15 protein-coding genes are annotated in these 14,408 nt (G+C 56.4%); 7 read left to right on the top strand and 8 right to left on the bottom strand.

The features are described 5' to 3' along the window. Nucleotides 1-324 precede the first annotated feature (324 nt). A complete protein-coding gene (locus LZP73_RS02395; RefSeq protein WP_234232872.1) occupies nucleotides 325-1,221 on the top strand; it encodes a universal stress protein in 897 nt (298 codons plus the stop codon). 97 nt (nucleotides 1,222-1,318) lie between these two features. Here the strand turns inward: LZP73_RS02395 and LZP73_RS02390 are convergent, their stop codons facing one another. Both LZP73_RS02390 and LZP73_RS02385 read right to left on the bottom strand, forming a co-directional pair. After that, a complete protein-coding gene (locus LZP73_RS02390) occupies nucleotides 1,319-1,813 on the bottom strand; it encodes a DUF2938 domain-containing protein (protein WP_234232871.1) in 495 nt (164 codons plus the stop codon). A 50-nt stretch (nucleotides 1,814-1,863) separates the two neighbouring features. Further along, nucleotides 1,864-2,316, bottom strand: a complete 453-nt coding sequence (locus LZP73_RS02385; RefSeq protein ID WP_234232870.1) for a GNAT family N-acetyltransferase — start codon at nucleotides 2,314-2,316, stop codon at nucleotides 1,864-1,866. Nucleotides 2,317-2,834: 518 nt separating this feature from the next. Here LZP73_RS02385 and LZP73_RS02380 point away from each other — a divergent pair. Further along, nucleotides 2,835-3,170 carry a hypothetical protein gene (locus LZP73_RS02380; RefSeq protein WP_234233319.1) on the top strand — a complete coding sequence of 112 codons (336 nt, stop codon included), beginning with the start codon at nucleotides 2,835-2,837 and terminating at the stop codon, nucleotides 3,168-3,170. Between the two features lie 45 nt (nucleotides 3,171-3,215). Here LZP73_RS02380 and LZP73_RS02375 read toward each other — a convergent pair whose 3' ends face one another. Then, nucleotides 3,216-3,758 carry a DUF1415 domain-containing protein gene (locus tag LZP73_RS02375; protein WP_234232869.1) on the bottom strand — a complete coding sequence of 181 codons (543 nt, stop codon included), beginning with the start codon at nucleotides 3,756-3,758 and terminating at the stop codon, nucleotides 3,216-3,218. Nucleotides 3,759-3,803: 45 nt separating this feature from the next. Continuing rightward, nucleotides 3,804-4,397 (bottom strand): LysE family translocator, encoded by a 594-nt coding sequence (locus LZP73_RS02370; protein WP_234232868.1) that lies wholly within the window; start codon nucleotides 4,395-4,397, stop codon nucleotides 3,804-3,806. Between the two features lie 24 nt (nucleotides 4,398-4,421). Between LZP73_RS02370 and LZP73_RS02365 the strand changes: the two genes are divergently transcribed. After that, entirely contained in the window at nucleotides 4,422-4,592 is a 171-nt protein-coding gene (locus LZP73_RS02365; RefSeq protein ID WP_234232867.1) for a hypothetical protein, read from the top strand. Here LZP73_RS02365 and LZP73_RS02360 read toward each other — a convergent pair. The 3 genes from LZP73_RS02360 to LZP73_RS02350 form a co-directional block, all read right to left on the bottom strand. After that, nucleotides 4,573-5,544: a lipase chaperone gene (locus LZP73_RS02360; RefSeq protein WP_234232866.1), complete on the bottom strand. Its 972-nt coding sequence runs from the start codon at nucleotides 5,542-5,544 to the stop codon at nucleotides 4,573-4,575. The two genes, LZP73_RS02365 and LZP73_RS02360, sit on opposite strands and share 20 nt — an antisense overlap. Before the next feature lies 1 nt (nucleotide 5,545). Next, nucleotides 5,546-6,466 carry a lipase family alpha/beta hydrolase gene (locus LZP73_RS02355; protein WP_234232865.1) on the bottom strand — a complete coding sequence of 307 codons (921 nt, stop codon included), beginning with the start codon at nucleotides 6,464-6,466 and terminating at the stop codon, nucleotides 5,546-5,548. Nucleotides 6,467-6,918: 452 nt separating this feature from the next. Continuing rightward, entirely contained in the window at nucleotides 6,919-7,737 is an 819-nt protein-coding gene (locus LZP73_RS02350) for a DUF2797 domain-containing protein (protein WP_234232864.1), read from the bottom strand. 158 nt (nucleotides 7,738-7,895) lie between these two features. On the opposite strand from LZP73_RS02350, the gene LZP73_RS02345 reads away from it, so the two are divergent. Further along, entirely contained in the window at nucleotides 7,896-8,783 is an 888-nt protein-coding gene (locus LZP73_RS02345; protein ID WP_169563183.1) for a DMT family transporter, read from the top strand. Nucleotides 8,784-8,833: 50 nt separating this feature from the next. Here LZP73_RS02345 and LZP73_RS02340 read toward each other — a convergent pair whose 3' ends face one another. Then, complete coding sequence (locus LZP73_RS02340) at nucleotides 8,834-9,334, bottom strand: glycine cleavage system protein R (protein ID WP_234232863.1); 501 nt, start codon at nucleotides 9,332-9,334, stop codon at nucleotides 8,834-8,836. 223 nt (nucleotides 9,335-9,557) lie between these two features. Between LZP73_RS02340 and LZP73_RS02335 the strand changes: the two genes are divergently transcribed. The 3 genes from LZP73_RS02335 (at nucleotide 9,558) to pstB (ending at nucleotide 14,389) form a co-directional block, all read left to right on the top strand. Beyond that, nucleotides 9,558-11,813, top strand: coding sequence for an ABC transporter permease subunit (locus LZP73_RS02335; protein WP_234232862.1), 2,256 nt, complete (start codon nucleotides 9,558-9,560; stop codon nucleotides 11,811-11,813). 72 nt (nucleotides 11,814-11,885) lie between these two features. Continuing rightward, complete coding sequence (gene pstA, locus LZP73_RS02330; protein WP_234232861.1) at nucleotides 11,886-13,538, top strand: phosphate ABC transporter permease PstA; 1,653 nt, start codon at nucleotides 11,886-11,888, stop codon at nucleotides 13,536-13,538. A 32-nt stretch (nucleotides 13,539-13,570) separates the two neighbouring features. Continuing rightward, entirely contained in the window at nucleotides 13,571-14,389 is an 819-nt protein-coding gene (gene pstB, locus LZP73_RS02325; protein ID WP_169563179.1) for a phosphate ABC transporter ATP-binding protein PstB, read from the top strand. The last annotated feature ends 19 nt before the right edge of the window (nucleotides 14,390-14,408 follow it).

The raw sequence follows: 14,408 nt of genomic DNA, 5'->3' as shown, positions 1-14,408 counted from the left end.
GTTGCGTGAGCGCATGGCGCCGCGGGCGAGTGCAGGCAGGCCAATTCAGCCCCGGCCTTGGATGCCTGGGTTTCCCCCAAGGCCAGGCAAAAATAATCGGTAACAAAAAAGTGGTGGTTGCCTGGAGTTGTCGGTTCGGCGCCCTGGGCTCATGTTGGCGAAAGTGGATCGTGAAACACGCTAAAAATCAATTTGTTAATTTAAATATACCATTGAGCACTATGGCATAGTGACAAGCGTCAAAATTGTTCTGGTCGAGTCTGCTCCAACCGCCTTGCTGGCATCTAGAGTTAGCAGCAGGTGAGCTTAGTGGAGCAGTTACAGATGTCTTATCAGCATATCCTGGCGGTGGTGGATAATCTTTCCCCCAGCGGCCATACCCTGAAAAAAGCCGCAATCCTCGCCAGCAAGAGCCATGCCAGGCTCACTCTGCTCAAGGTGGAACTGAGCTCCAGGTTGGGGCGTTGGTTGCCGGCGTTCGCGAATCCCGCCAAAGACACAGAGTTCCGGCATGAGTTGGATCAACTTGGGCATGATTATGCCGCCAGGCCGCTGGAGGTCGAAGTGAAGTACCGCCGAGCGCAGCGGCTTTACCGTGCCGTGTTGGACGAGTTGCAGCAGGCAGACTATGATCTGGTGTTGCTGCATCATAGGCATAGACATCCGTTGTTGAATGAGTTTATCGGCAGTGATGAGTTGCACCTGCTCAGGGAGAGCAAGGCGAAGTTGATGTTTGCCGGCGACTCAGCCTGGCAATCCGATGGCCACATGCTGATTGCGCTGCAGATGGACGAGCATGACAGCAGGCATCAGGCATTCAATCGCTATCTGCTGGATGAAGCCCAGCAATTGGCACAGTTGCTGAATGTGGATATTCATTTGCTCAACTGCTATCTGGACGACAACTTCGGCATGTCATGCCGGAGCGAAAAGACTCAGGAAGCGGCGGATCAACAGGGGCGCCATTGGCAAGCGCTGTTGCAGTCGGCGAAGCCTTATCACCTGGCGCCCGAACAATTGCACCTGGCATCCGGTCTGGCCGATTTTCTCATTCCCGATATGGCCGAACGCTGCGGTGCCAGTCTGGTGGTCATGGGCGTCGAGCATAGCGGCCTATTCAGCCACCTGAAGGGCCACACCTCGGAGCAGGTGCTCAACCAGCTCAACTGCGATCTGCTGGCCATCAAACCCGGCGCCGAGCATAGCCAGAGCCGAGCATAGCCAGAGCCGAGCCAGAGCCGTCTATGAACCTTGTGCGCCTGGATTCGGCTGCTCTGGATGATATCCAAGTTGTTCATACCCCTGTTCATACCCCAGTTCATACCCGGGTCAGCAGCGAGGCGGCGACATACAGCCCCAGACCGAAGGAGGTGTGGGCCATCAGGCTGCGGCGGCGTGCCACCTTGGGAGCCGGGGTTTTGCTGGCCGCTATTCCGGCGCCCATGCCGGGTTGCATGATGAAAAAGGGGGCTGTTACTGTCACTATGCCGAACAACAACGCCGGCAGCAGGGTCGGCGTGTATGCCCACTGCAGACCACAGAGTGTCAGCAGCAAGGCGGCAAACCCTATGCCTATGCCATAGTGGGCGCCCCAGCCGAGCCATGACTCGTAGCCTATGGGTGCCGCCCGGGCTATGTTGTCATGGATGAAGCGCCCGCTGGGCATATGCCCCAGCCAGCGACCGACCAGGGCATAGTTGAGCGCGGGGATCTTGAAGAGGCGCAGCATCAGCACCGCCCACAGATCCATGAATGCCGTGGCGCCTATGCCAATGACGGCGGCGTGTTTCAGCCATTCCAGCGTTTCCTGCATATCTTGATACCTCCTTGTTTGCCGTGATTCATGTCGGTGCCAGGTCAAGTTTACCGGGAAACCTGAGCCGCGTCGTGGCACTCATTTGCCTGCATATGATACTCATACCTGTCCTCGCCGGTAATGGCGAAGCCCAAGTCTTGGTAAAGCCGCAGCGCCGGATTGTCTTTCAGCACTGTCAGGTTAACCGCCTTACCCTGAGCCGCGGCCAGCAAATGCTTTATCACCCGGGTGCCCAGGCCACGCCCTTGCAAATTGGGCTCGATTTGCAGCTGCATGATTTCGAGATATGTGTCCGTTTCCCGATACTTCAGGGTTCCGACTCTTTCATGGTCGAAGATGATCAGATGGGAATGGGAGTAACCCTCATTGAGTCTGAACATATGCTCCGCGTCGGAGAGAAATTGCCCCGATTTTTCAAGATGCGCCACCATGGTGCTTTTCCTCAGTGCCAGCAGGTAGGCTCTATCTGCCTCTGACGCCGGGATAAATTGCAATGTCAATCTACGCCTCCTTCAGTCGCCAGGCCCCACAAGCCGGGCGCCTCAATATCTGCCAATGGCCAAGGTATCCGGGTCATTGGGCTGTTGGCTATATCAGCACGGATAAGCAATGCTGTGTTCCGTTGGCTGAGGTGTAATGGTCATGACGTTAACCCCTTTTGGCATTTGCTATCCCCCATGGAAAATGGCGCTGGCAGCCGGGATGGTTAAGCGTTCAGAACTGACAGTGCCTGTGAACAAGAGCAAGTCTTTACAGTCACTTATTGGATTTAGACCGAGTCATAATACTCAGTTGATACTGTTGCAAGCAAGCGGCAAAACTAACGCAATTTGCCGGCACTGCTTCCTTGCTGTCGACAGCCCGGATTGTTTCTGGCTTTGCTGTAGGGCTATCTTATTTCCCCTGACTGGTGCCTAATGGCCATCTATGTCAGTGGCCTATATGATCTCAATGGCGTATGTGACGTCAGTTATGCCCATTACCTTAGGAAGGAATCGTTTTTATGACCCATGAGCTCATGGTGAGCAGTCTGCAGCGACTCGGTTGCCGCACCAATTTCACCATCAAGAATGTCACCGAATACATGCTGCCAGAGTCGAAGGAGGCCGTGTATCTGCATCAGGAGCTGCTGATCATACGCCCGGCGTTTGAGGTGTTTGCCGGCGAGTTTGCCGCCATCCAGGGAGTGCATGCCAGATACGACTATCATCACAATGCCCAGATGACACGTTTTCCCAAACGCCTGCACAAGAGCCTGACCGAGACCCATTATGGTCTGGCCTTCGGCTTCGATGATGAACAGGCACTGGAGCAGTTTATCGAACGCTTGGCGGCGATAGTCAAAGGCGCATAAGGGGCATCCAGGCTCATCGACAGGGTCGACGAGCCTGTTTCATGGCTACTTGTGACATTCGGCCAGGAGTCTGGCGAAAAAGGCTCCGCCTTTGCGGCGACTGAAGGCGATGTTGCGCTCTGGGATAGACTCGGGATCCTCATAGTCGGCCAGCGCCTGTTCCATGCTGGCTTCACGGATCAGGTGCAGCGTCGGGTAGGGGGATCTGTTGGTGTAATTGGCCGCGTCATCCTGGGGCTCACCGTCGAAACAATAGTCGGGGTGAAAGCTGGCGAGCTGATACTGGCCCTCGTAGCCCTGTTCGACCAGCATATCTTCGGCCGCATCCACCAGATCCAGGTAGGGGTAGAAGCCCTCAAATCCCCGGGGGACGATGAAGAGGGTCGTTTCTGTATCCGGGTGTTGATCCAGGAAGCGGCATTCGGCCAACAGGTCTTTCAGCACCGCAGCTGGCTTATGCGCCTCGCTCACAATATAACGTATGCTGCCCCTGTCCAATTCGCGCCTGGCGAAGGGGCAGATGTTGTATTTGACTATCACATCCCTGACCCAGTGGGTGGTGCTGGAAATGTATTCTTGCTCTGACATGGGAACTTCTCTTCGCTGCTGTGGCTGTTGGCTTAACGCCTTGGGCTAGGGGGCGATCATAGGAACGATGGAGGCCAGGAGCAAGAGCGCCATGCAGATATTGAAGATTTTCTGTTGCCGCGGCCGTTTCAACAGGCGTTGCAGCGCCACCCCGAAGCCGAGCCAGACGATGGCACAGGGTAAGGCCACACAGAAGAACACCGCGGCTATGGTCAGCACCTGGGGCGTGAGTGCCTGCTGCACCGAGGTGAAGGTGGCGACGGCGCCCACCGCCATGATCCAGCCCTTGGGGTTGACCCATTGGAAGGCGGCGGCCTGGAAGAAGCTGAAGGGATTGGCGCTGCGCTTGCCTTCCAGCTTGCTGTGACTGTTGGCTATGAGCCAGGCCAGATACAGCAAATAGCCTATGCCCGCCACTTTGATCACCTGATGCAGCACAGGGTAGGCCTGAAACAAGCTGCTCAAGCCCAGGCCTATGGCCAGCACCATCAACGGAAAGCCGAAACTTATGCCCAACAGATGGGGCAGGCTGCGGCGCACGCCGAAGTTCACCCCGGATGTCATCAGCATGATGTTGTTGGGCCCCGGGGTGATGCCGGAGGAAAAGGCAAACAAGGCGATGGCAAACACGAGTTCCATTGGGCTCTCTATGCGGATTAAGGGATGGCTATTGTAGCCGCATTTTTGCTCCGCTCCGAGTCTATTTTTGCCCGCCTGAACGGCCTGTTTGCAACGGCAGTTCGCCGGCAAGATGTCGGTATTTGTTGGTGTTTGTCGGTAGATGGCGGCAGTTTCGCGGATTATGGCTGTATTTTCACTGCTTTTCACCTGTAGATCCTGGAGTGTGGCCCAATAATTCCGGATGGGCCAGGAATACCCTGAGGCGTTTCATTTCATTGTTGCTGAAATGCGCGGCCAGGTAAGCCTCAAGCTTGGCCTGTGGCAGCTCCTGCTGCAATTGCAGGTATTGTTCGACCCGGGTGTGCCATGCCTGCTCACTTGCCCGGGTTTGTTCGACCCGCTCCTGTATCTCCGGCGCCAGGGCCGCTGCCGCCGTCTCCTGGCCCTGGAGCTGGGCGGCAATCTGCTGCGCCTCCAGGGTCGGCATCAGCACCCGCCTATCTTGTTCATCGAGCTGACTTATCTGGTGTGCCAACAATGTTTGTTTTTGTGCCGGCGCCAGACTGCTGTCTTGCCTTATGCCGACCCTGACCAGTGCCTGGCTGTCGTAGGCATTGTCTCTGGCGAAGAAGGCTTCGATTTCCGCCTGGGTGAAATAGTCAAACTGCAGCCGATACACCTGGTCGAGAAAGTCATAGGTCTCTGTCATGTCTATCGCTTCGGTCGCTTGAGGTCCCAGTGCCTTGAGCTCGGCCAAGGCCAACTGGTAATCCCGGTAGCGGTAGAACAGCTCGCTCAGCTCAGTGGTCGCGGTTGGTGTGAGCCTGTGTTGCTCCGCCAACCTGTTGAGCTGGGCGCTCAGGGGCGTGCCCGTCTGTTGATAGTCGAGGATGATGTCATCGAATTGCCAGCGCAATGCCTGCTCCAACACCAAGAGCTCACCCGCCGGGCCTCCGGCTGCCTGGGCCACAATGGCGGCTTGCGGGCCTGGGGTGAGCACCCCTGAGGTGAGCGCTGGCGTTGAAGCCGGAGCAGGGGGGAGAGCAAGAGCAGGAGCGGGCAGCCGCCCCGAGCCAGTCTCGACCCAGAGCAGCAACAGCAGGCCGAGTCCTGTGAGCAGCGCGGCCGGTGCCTTGTTATCCAGCCTGAGCCTGGGTGGCTTCAAGTTACAGCCCCAACTGTTGCAAACGCTTGAGATGTTGGCGGTATAAGGTCACAGGATTGGTTTCAAACCAGCTGACCAGGCCAAAGGTTTGATTCACTTCATCCAGATGGTTCATCTGGTAGCTGTCGTTGATCACCTTGCCCAGATGTGAGCTGCAACTCGAGACCAGGCCATCGTTGGCCTCATTGAACGCCAGTCCGGTTAGGCTCAGGGGATAGTCGGAGGCGTCGAGTGCATGGGTCAGGTTAGCGGCGCCGGACCAGGAAAAATAGTAGACCCCATTGGCCGCGACTTCGGCGCCCTGACCGCAATAGTCCAGGGGCATGCCTTCGCCATAGCTTTGGTTAAACAAGAGTGAGCCGCGGGTGGTGAGGGCTTCCATGGCCGCCAGGCTGTCGCTTGGCAGTTCGCCACTGCCGGAAACGCCGGCGATGACTCCGGCCAGCAAGTCGGCGCCCTGCCTGATGAGCCATTCGGTCGCGCTATCCGCTGGCACGGCGGAGCGGGTGAAATCGGCGAAACGACTGCCCCAGTTGACCCCGCCTATGGAGGTCACCGAAGCCACCATCTCAGGGCTGACGCTGGCGACATAGCGGGCCGTCGGTCCGCCATGACTGTGGCCAATCAGGTTGACCTTTTCCGCCCCCGTCTGCGCCAGCACGGCCTGGACGAAGGTACGCAGTTGCTCACCTCGAACTTCGGTGGCATTGGCGGGCGAGACACTGGCTATGTACACCTTGGCCCCTTGTTGCTCCAGTGCCTGGGGGATGCGATAGAAGTAGTCTATGCCCCAGATATCATTGAAGCCGAAGAGGCCGTGAACCATGACTATGGGGTAGCGGGTTGCCTGTGTATCCTCGGCCTGGGCCGGGTTGAATAGACTCAGGATGATGACTAGTGAAGTGCAGATCCATGCTTTCATTGTGACTCCCTGTAAACTGATGCTGTTAACTGCTCCTGTTAAGGGCCCTTGTTAACAGATTAATTTGCCCGGCTCGCTCGAAACGGGATTTGTAACTTTATTGTTAACGGAAATCAATTGGCGGTGCAATGGTTATTTCTCACACAAATACAGCATGTTATCTGGTATTTTTTCGTTTAAAACTGGCGCTTGTCGACTTTTGTCGGCCGGGCCTAGGCTGATGGCGGTCGTTTAATACAGGGCCGGCTTCTGCCTGAGTGCGGCTATTGTTGCAAAATCATTGCCGCAAAATCATTGCCGCAAAATCATTGTCGTAAAATCATTGCAGCAAAAGCCCATTGCCCTAAAAGTTCATCGCAGTGAAAGCGCATAGCCGTGCGCTTGGGATAGGAAAGAGGGACCAGGCTTACGCCTGGTCCCTCTCTTTCGTGAGTCTGGGCGGGCAGCCTGACTCAGTAGCTTACCTGGACTTCATAGGAGGAGAATTTGCGGATGTTGATCACCCCGGTATCGAACAGCAAGTATTGCCCTTTGATGCCCAGCAAGACGCCGCTTACCACGGCTTCCTTGTCGAAGTTATGGGATTTGATCTTCTTGGGGAATTCGGTCACTGGGTAGTGGATCGCCTGCACTGCCTCGTCCAGTCTCTCTATGCTGTAATCGCCTTTCTGCATGCCTATCTCATGCAGCTTATCTTCTATCAGCGGCAGCAATTCTATGGCGCTTTGCTTGAGATCTATATCCTCGGCATTGCCCTTGAGCATCGCCTGCCAGTTGGTCTTGTCGTTGATGAGTTTGGCCAGCTCGACTTCCACCAGGCCGGAGATCTGCCGGGTGGCGACCTTGAAAATCGGCAGTCCCTGGGTCGCCCCCTGATCTATCCAGCGGGTTGGCAGCTGAGTGTGGCGGGTAATGCCGACCTTGACCCCTGAAGTATTGGACAGGTAGACATAATGGGGCACGAAACAATGGCTCTGGGCCCAATCCGGCTCGCGGCAGGTGCCTTGGTCGAAGTGGCAGGTTTCCGGCTTCATGATACAGAGATCGCAGCTGGCCAGTTTCTGCATACAGACGAAACAATGGCCCTGGGAGTAGCTCTTCTTGGTCTTCTTGCCACAGTTGCAACAGAAGATATTGCCCGTGTGAGTCAGGGTCAATGCCTGACCTATCAGGGGATTGAGCTCGAGTGACTGCTCACCCACGGGTAACCGGTATTGCACCAGCTGAGCCTCATTCAGGGTCGCGCGCATTTTGGATAAGGTGCCTAACATACATTACTCATTCTTCGCTATTTGCCTTAGTCTATCAGCTTATCCGGCCGCTTCCCGACAGCTTTTTTCGCTTGCGGCCTCAGTTGTATATTATCCGATCCAAATTTGTTGCAATCAGTGCTAATCTAGGCAGCTATTTTCTCCGGGAGATTATTATCTTGCCTGCTAACTTCATCCTCTTGCTTGCCGCCGCCATCTGGGGCTTTGGTTTTGTCGCCCAGGTGTTCGGCATGGATCACCTGTCGCCCTTCGCCTTCAATGGCGTGCGTTTCCTGATCGGCGCCCTGAGCCTGTTGCCCCTGGTGTGGTATTTCAAGCGCAAAGGCAAGTTATACGTCAGCCAGGGCAGGGACCTGCTCTGGGGCAGCCTCATGGTGGGCAGCCTGTTGTTTGCCGGCGCCTCGCTGCAGCAGGTCGGACTCCTGTATACCACGGCCGCCAACGCAGGCTTCATCACCGGCCTCTACATAGTCCTGGTGCCGGTATTGGGGCTGGCGCTGAAACACAGCACAGGGCTCAATACCTGGCTCGGCTGCGGCATCGCCGTCCTGGGGCTATTCTTCCTCAGCGTGAAGGATGACTTCAGCATAGGCTATGGCGATCTGTTGCAGCTGCTGGGGGCTTGCTTCTGGGCCATGCACATCCTGGCGGTGGACCACTTCGCCAAGCGGGTGTCGCCTGTGATCCTGGCGCAGATGCAATTTCTTGTGTGTGGTGTGCTCAGCCTGCTGATCTCGGCGGGATTCGAGACCACAGAGTTTGGAAATGTCACCGCCGCCTGGGCGTCCCTGGCCTATTCGGGACTCATCTCGGTTGGCATAGGTTATACCCTGCAGGTGATGGCACAGAAACATGCCCACCCGGCCCATGCGGCCATCATTCTCAGCCTGGAAACCGTATTCGCCGCCATTGGGGGGATCTTGCTGCTGGACGAGAGTCTGAGCGTGCGGGAGTTGACGGGCTGTGGCTTGATGCTATTTGGCATGCTGGTGTCCCAGGTGCCGCTGCGTTATCTGGTGAAATCCCAACAGGAGAGCCTGAACTGAGGCGGCCTGGATAGGCGTCATGGCGTGATGACGCCATGACGCGCTTCATTTCAGCGGCTGAGTTTATCCAGCACCACATCATCGCCTATGGCATAGAGGGCTTCCGTGAGTCGCTCTTCCTGTGACTCGTCCGTCAGCCCCAAGCTTATGGTGGCGCGGAATAGGGCTATGCCGGTATGACCCGCGGTCTCGTATTGGCTGCTGAATTGTTCTATATTGATACCCAGCGCATTGATCTTGTTTGAAATATCCAATACCAAGCCGGGTCTGTCGTAGGCGACCAGGTTAAAGCTCAGGCGCAGCAGGGGGCTTTTCTTGTGGCTTGTCTTGGAGAAGGTCAGCGTCAGGCCGTCGATGCATTCCAGGGATTCGAGCAGTTCATCCCATTGTTGCGAAGGGACTTCCAGCAGGAGTATGGCGGCAAAGATACCGTCGATATGGCGGAGTTCCGAGTCGAGCCAGTTGCCGCCATGACGGCTGACAGCTTGGGCAATTTGTTCGACTAATCCTTTTCTGTCAGGAACTTGCAGGGTTAACAGGTAACGTAACATGCCATTCTTCTCCGAGTTCTAGTGATTGAAATAGAAGTGCAACCGATAGCAAAAAATGCGTTGTGAGAACGCCCATGTAACACAACTGTCATCTTTGCGTCATACAATGCCAGCCCATCAGAATAGGGTTATGTCTTGGCTGTGTTCGATGCGAGTATTGTTAGCATAGCAGGCGATACAATCCCAGCGCACATTCGCTGGCTATTAATAATAGAGGTTCTTAATGGAAAGTCAGGTCATTCAACCTGGTTCTGCAACACATAAGTTGTTGATCGGTGGTCGAACCAACCGCAGAGCAGTTAAGGATAAGGCGGCTCAGATAGGCGTCACCATTGGCGGAACCTTAGTGTTTGTCGCCCTTTTGTTGATCTTCTTCTATCTCTTGTACGTCATTAAGCCCATCTTCGATGGTGCCGATGTCACCCCTGTCACCAATGTCAGCTACCAGAATGCCGACATTCCGACCCTGATGGTGGGCAGTGACGAGCAAAATGAAGTCCTCTACCGGGTAGCACGCAACGGCCAGGTGGACTTTTATTCCGCCCTGAACCAGCAACGGGTCGACAGCTTCAAGCCAGAGCTGGCGGCCGGTGTGACAGTCAGCAGCAGCGCCGTGTCCGCGCCCAGCGAGCAGCGTTTCGCCCTGGGGCTGAGCAACGGCCAGGTGCTGATCACCGACATCGCCTTTGGCCTGACCTATCCGGATAATAAGCGCCTCATCACCCCTGAACTGCGTTACCCCGTCGGCAAGACGCCTCTGGCGCTGACGGACGGCGGCGCCATCCACAACCTGGTGTTTGCTTTCAGCAGCGATAAAATGAGTTTCGCCTTCCAGGACGATAACGGTACCTGGCAGGTCAATCGCTTCGAAGGCGAAGAGAACATGATGACCGAAGAGGTCGAATGGCAACCTGCGAACGTCACCCTGGGCGATGCCCCGATCAAGGTGGCGCACCAGCTGATGACCCCGGATCAGCGCCAGCTGATACTGCAGACGGGTAACAAGATCTACATCTATGATATTCGTTATCTGGATGACGTCAGCTTGTTGCAGGTGCTGGATGTTGAAAGCGCGAATGGAAAAGTCAGCAACATCAGCCTGCTGGCCGGCGCCAGTTCTATCTTGGTCGCCTATGACTCGGGCAAGGTGGCCCAGTATTTCCAGGTCAACAGTGACAAGGGTCGTCTGTACCAGGAAATTCGCGAGTTCGATGATCTGGCTCCCTCGGCCGCCCTGGCATCTGAGTTTTATCGCAAGAGTTTTGCCACCGTCAGTGCCGAAGGCGAGCTGTCGCTGCTGTATACCACGAGTCAGCGTCAGTTGTTCGATGAAACCTTCGATCTGAAAAATCCCGGCGTCATGGGCTTCAGCCCAAGATCCAACGGCCTGGTGGTCGAAGCCGACCACAAGCTGCACCTGTTCAAGGTCGCCAATGAACACCCTGAGGTGTCCTGGAGTGCCCTATGGGACAAGGTCTGGTACGAAGGTTATCCCGAGCCTGAATATGTATGGCAGTCGACCTCGGGTTCGGATGATTTCGAGGCCAAGCTGAGTCTGATGCCCTTGGCATTCGGTACCATGAAGGCGGCCTTCTACGCCATGTTGTTCGCCGTGCCGCTGGCGCTTGCCGGCGCCATCTATACCGCCTACTTCATGTCGCCCAAGGTGCGCGGCATAGTCAAGCCGACCATCGAGATCATGGAAGCCTTGCCGACTGTGATCTTGGGCTTCCTCGCCGGTCTTTGGCTGGCGCCGCTTATCGAAGATCACCTGCCGGGGATCATGATCTTGCTGGTGCTGTTGCCTGTGTCCATCCTGTTGTCGGCCTTCACCTGGAGTAAGTTACCCGGTCGCTGGAAACAGAGACTGCCGGAAGTGTACCAGGAGCTGATGCTGATACCCGTGATCTGTTTCGTTGGCTGGGCCTCGTTCGCCATCAGCCCCATGATAGAAATCGCTCTGTTTGGCGGCGATACCCGTCAGTTCATCACCAACCAGCTGGGGATCACCTTCGACCAACGTAACGCCCTGGTAGTGGGCATAGCCATGGGCTTCGCCGTCATCCCGACGATTTTCTCCATCGCCGAAGACGCCATCTTCTCTGTGCCGCGCCACCTGTCCAACGGCAGCCTGGCCTTGGGGGCAACCCCATGGCAGACACTGACCCGTGTGGTGCTCTTGACCGCCAGCCCGGGGATTTTCTCGGCCGTGATGATGGGCCTGGGCCGCGCCGTCGGTGAGACCATGATAGTGCTGATGGCCACAGGCAACACGGCCATCATGGAATGGAGCGTGTTCCAGGGCATGCGTACCCTGGCGGCCAACATAGCAGTGGAAATGCCCGAGTCCGCCATCGGCAGCTCGCATTACCGGGTGCTCTTCCTGGCGGCCTTCGTGCTGTTCATCTTCACCTTCTTCTTTAACACCATTGCCGAAGTGGTGCGTCAACGTCTGCGTGAACGCTACAGTTCACTCTGATGCGGCAAAGAATGGAGAATAAGATAATGTATTTTAATGAATTTTCGCCTATGACCTTGAGAGGTTCGTGCAATGGGTAAGTGGTTTAAATCGGGTTCGCCGTGGATCTGGATGACAGGCGGCGCCGTGAGTATCAGTTTGATTGCGGTATTGGGGCTGCTGTTGCTTATCGCCTGGCGCGGCCTGAGCTATTTCTGGCCGGCCGACATCTATCAATGGCAGTTGCAGGACAACCAGGGCAAACGTTCGACCCTGATAGGTGAGATCTACGATGTGGAAGAAGTGCCGACCGAACGTTTGATTTCTGCCGGCCATAAGTTTACCCAAGATCCCGGCGAGTTTGTCACCCGCTATCTGGTGAAGACGGGTAACCGCGAATTTGTCGGTTTGGACTTTCGCTGGATCTTGGCGACAGACATACTGGAACGTTCGACGCCTGTCGATGTGGCCATGCTCGAGCGCGCCAAGAACGGTAACTTCTACGGTTATCCCGTGGCCGTGATCGAAAAGGGTCAGCGCCTGCCGCTCGAGGATGTGAAAGGCGAGCTCGAGCAGCATATTGCCCGCGCTGTGGCCTTGTCCGACGAAGCCGTCAGTTTGCAGAAAAAGGACATAGGTGCAATCAACTATAAGTTGGAGAAGTTGCGCCTGAAAGAGCGCCGTTTCGAACTCGACGGTGAACTGACGGCCGAGCGCAAGCAGCAGCTGGCGACCCAGGCCAACGCCCTGCATCAAGCATACTTAGTGCTGGAGAAGCAGCTGTTCGCCCTGCGTGATGAGGCGGGCAGGGATGCGGTGGTAGTGCGCGACATGCGCGGCGAAGAAGTGACCCTGCCGCTCGACAGCGTACTGGATGTGACCTACGTCAATGATCTGGGATTGCTGGGCAAGATAGGCCACTGGTTTGTTGGCCTGGGGCGCTTCGTCAGCGACGATCCCCGTGAAGCCAACACCGAGGGTGGGGTATTCCCGGCGATCTTCGGCACTGTGTTCATGGTGCTGCTGATGGCGGTGATAGTCACGCCATTCGGGGTGATCGCGGCCATCTACCTGCATGAATATGCCCAGAAGGGCGCCATCACCAAGATGATCCGCATCGCGGTGATCAACCTCGCCGGCGTGCCGTCCATCGTCTATGGGGTATTCGGCCTGGGCTTCTTCGTCTATATGCTGGGTGGCTCCCTGGATCAGCTCTTCTATCCCGAGGCCTTGCCGTCACCGACCTTCGGCTCCCCCGGGGTCATCTGGTCGGCCCTAACCCTGGCCATCCTGACCTTGCCCGTGGTGATAGTGTCCACCGAGGAAGGCCTGAGCCGTATTCCCAGTGCCGTACGTCAGGGCAGCCTGGCGCTCGGTGCCACCAAGGCCGAGACCCTGTGGCGCATCGTCATCCCCATGGCGAGCCCGGCCATCATGACGGGGCTTATCCTGGCCGTGGCCCGCGCCGCCGGTGAGGTCGCTCCGCTGATGCTGGTGGGGGTGGTGAAATTGGCACCGACCCTGCCGATAGACATGAATTTCCCCTTCGTGCACTTGGAACGTAAGTTCATGCACCTGGGTTTCCATATTTACGATGTAGGTTTCCAGAGTCCAAACGTTGAAGCGGCACGTCCTCTGGTGTATGCGACCTCCTTCCTGTTGGTGTCTGTGATAGTGGCACTCAACCTGACGGCCATCAGCGTGCGTAACCACCTGCGTGAAAAATTCCGTTCGCTAGAGCATTAATTGGCGATTATCCTGAAGTGATAGGACAGAACATGATTTCTATAGACTCATCAGTAATGAATACAGAACAGTTTGACTTGGAAAACCTGAGCCAGGAAAACACAGCGCTGCAGATCCGCAACCTGGATCTGCGCTATGGCGAGAAGCAGGCCCTGTTTGACGTGTCGATGAAGATCCCCAAGAAGCAGGTCACCGCCTTCATCGGCCCCAGCGGCTGCGGTAAGTCGACCCTGCTGCGCTGCATCAACCGCATGAACGATCTGGTGGATAACTGCCACATCGACGGCGAAATCCTGCTGCATGGCCAGAACATCTACGACAAGCAAGTGGATGTGGCGGCGCTGCGCCGCAACGTCGGCATGGTATTTCAACGGCCGAACCCTTTCCCCAAGTCCATCTATGAGAACGTGGTCTATGGCCTGAGGCTGCAGGGGATCAACAACCGCCGCGAACTCGACGAGGCGGCCGAGCGCTCGCTGCGCGGCGCGGCGATTTGGGATGAAGTCAAAGACAGGCTGCACGACAACGCCTTCGGCCTGTCCGGTGGTCAGCAGCAACGTCTGGTGATCGCCCGTGCCATCGCCATCGAGCCGGAGGTCCTGCTGCTCGATGAGCCTACCTCGGCGCTGGATCCCATCTCCACCCTGACCATCGAAGAGCTGATCACCGAGCTGAAATCCAAATATACTGTGGTGATAGTGACCCATAACATGCAACAGGCGGCACGGGTCTCGGATCAGACGGCCTTCATGTACATGGGCGAACTGGTGGAATACGCCGACACCAACACCATCTTCACTACGCCCAAGAAGCGCAAGACGGAAGACTATATCACTGGGCGTTACGGTTAATCGCGCCCGCGCTACCCGA

The sequence above is a fragment of the Shewanella sp. AS16 genome (assembly GCF_021412365.1).
GTDB classification, from domain to species: Bacteria; Pseudomonadota; Gammaproteobacteria; order Enterobacterales; family Shewanellaceae; genus Shewanella; species Shewanella salipaludis.
This window is presented reverse-complemented; position numbering and strand designations above follow the sequence as displayed.

What these genes read in the sequence shown, in the direction of transcription:
- pstA (WP_234232861.1), top strand. Translation starts at nt 11,886, where the DNA reads ATGGGTAAGTGGTTTAAATCGGGTTCGCCGTGGATCTGGATGACAGGC.
- LZP73_RS02380 (WP_234233319.1), top strand. Translation starts at nt 2,835, where the DNA reads ATGGTGAGCAGTCTGCAGCGACTCGGTTGCCGCACCAATTTCACCATC.
- LZP73_RS02395 (WP_234232872.1), top strand. Translation starts at nt 325, where the DNA reads ATGTCTTATCAGCATATCCTGGCGGTGGTGGATAATCTTTCCCCCAGC.
- LZP73_RS02350 (WP_234232864.1), bottom strand. Translation starts at nt 7,737, where the DNA reads ATGTTAGGCACCTTATCCAAAATGCGCGCGACCCTGAATGAGGCTCAG.
- LZP73_RS02390 (WP_234232871.1), bottom strand. Translation starts at nt 1,813, where the DNA reads ATGCAGGAAACGCTGGAATGGCTGAAACACGCCGCCGTCATTGGCATA.
- LZP73_RS02335 (WP_234232862.1), top strand. Translation starts at nt 9,558, where the DNA reads ATGGAAAGTCAGGTCATTCAACCTGGTTCTGCAACACATAAGTTGTTG.
- LZP73_RS02370 (WP_234232868.1), bottom strand. Translation starts at nt 4,397, where the DNA reads ATGGAACTCGTGTTTGCCATCGCCTTGTTTGCCTTTTCCTCCGGCATC.
- LZP73_RS02355 (WP_234232865.1), bottom strand. Translation starts at nt 6,466, where the DNA reads ATGAAAGCATGGATCTGCACTTCACTAGTCATCATCCTGAGTCTATTC.
- LZP73_RS02375 (WP_234232869.1), bottom strand. Translation starts at nt 3,758, where the DNA reads ATGTCAGAGCAAGAATACATTTCCAGCACCACCCACTGGGTCAGGGAT.
- LZP73_RS02340 (WP_234232863.1), bottom strand. Translation starts at nt 9,334, where the DNA reads ATGTTACGTTACCTGTTAACCCTGCAAGTTCCTGACAGAAAAGGATTA.
- LZP73_RS02365 (WP_234232867.1), top strand. Translation starts at nt 4,422, where the DNA reads ATGGCTATTGTAGCCGCATTTTTGCTCCGCTCCGAGTCTATTTTTGCC.
- pstB (WP_169563179.1), top strand. Translation starts at nt 13,571, where the DNA reads ATGATTTCTATAGACTCATCAGTAATGAATACAGAACAGTTTGACTTG.